A 1,351-nucleotide genomic window follows, 5' to 3' on the forward strand; every position below is an offset into this window, starting at 1 on the left:
CTGATCATCCTGATGCTGACCTCCAAGGGTGCGGCGGCGGTCACCGGCGGCGGCTTCGTGACGTTGGCCGCCACCCTGTCGGCCACCGGCGTGCTGCCGATCGAAGGTCTGGCCCTGCTGCTGGGCGTCGACCGCTTCATGTCGGAAGCCCGGGCGCTGACCAACCTGATCGGCAACGGCGTCGCCACCGTCGTCGTCGCCAAGATAGAAGGCGAGTTCGACGAGAGCAAGGCGGTCGCCGAATACCAGGAGCACTTCAAGGAGCCGGCCCTGGCCCGGATCTGAGCAACTGCAAAAGACGCGCGGCAAGCATGCGCGGGCCGGTTTTGGAAATTCCAAAGATGATCCATCCGGCCCGTCAAAGGATCCTGTAAGATCAGGGGGACGCTTCGATTTGGTTCGAATCGTCCCCTTCTGATTTTCCGGGGTGGTTGGCGCATCAGCCCGAATGGGCTATAACCGCCATCCAGGTGAAGTGAACGCAAAGAATTAACTTAAATTTCGTTAACCGGAGGAAGAGACCCGATGTCCGGCGATTTTGAGGCGATGGCGCTTGAGTATCACCGCAACCCGCGGCCCGGTAAGCTGGCAGTCGTCGCGACCAAGCCCATGGCCAACCAGCGCGATCTGGCGCTGGCATATTCGCCGGGCGTGGCCCATGCCTGCACCGCCATCGCCGAGGATCCGTCGAAGGCGGCGGAGCTGACGGCACGCGCCAATCTGGTCGCGGTGGTCACCAATGGCACCGCCGTGCTGGGGTTGGGCAACATCGGGCCGATGGCCGCCAAGCCGGTGATGGAAGGCAAGGCCGTCCTCTTCAAGAAGTTCGCTGGCATCGACTGCTTCGACATCGAGCTGAACGAGCTGGATGTCGATGGCCTGGTCGACACCATCGTCCGGCTGGAGCCGACCTTCGGCGCCATCAACCTGGAAGACATCGCCGCCCCGGCCTGCTTCGAGATCGAGCGCCGCTGCCGCGAGCGCATGAAGATCCCGGTGTTCCACGACGATCAGCACGGCACGGCCATCGTGGTGGGTGCCGCCGTGCTGAACGGTCTGGCCCTGGTCGGCAAGGACATCTCCAAGGTCAAGGTGGTCTCCACCGGCGGCGGTGCGGCCGGTATCGCCTGCCTGGACCTGATGCTGTCGCTGGGCGTGCGGCGCGAGAATGTCTGGCTGGTCGACCGCATCGGCGTGGTCCACAAGGGCCGCAACGAGGAGATGAACGAGTACAAGGACGCCTACGCGCACGACACCGAGGCGCGCACGCTGTCCGACGTCATCGACGGGGCCGACATCTTCCTCGGCCTGTCCGGCGCGAAGGTGCTGAAGCCCGGATTGCTGGCCCGCA

General features: G+C 64.4%; 2 protein-coding genes. Both read left to right on the top strand.

Annotated elements, in window-relative coordinates; genetic code table 11:
- Positions 1-285, top strand: a 285-nt coding sequence (locus tag I71_RS07430; protein WP_042693336.1) for a cation:dicarboxylate symporter family transporter, incomplete at its 5' end; no start/stop codon positions are given.
- A gap of 240 nt (positions 286-525) precedes the next feature.
- The coding region (locus tag I71_RS07435; protein ID WP_042693339.1) for a malic enzyme-like NAD(P)-binding protein at positions 526-1,351 on the top strand (826 nt) is incomplete at its 3' end.

This window comes from Azospirillum sp. B506, from assembly GCF_000333595.1.
Classification (GTDB): Bacteria; Pseudomonadota; Alphaproteobacteria; order Azospirillales; family Azospirillaceae; genus Azospirillum.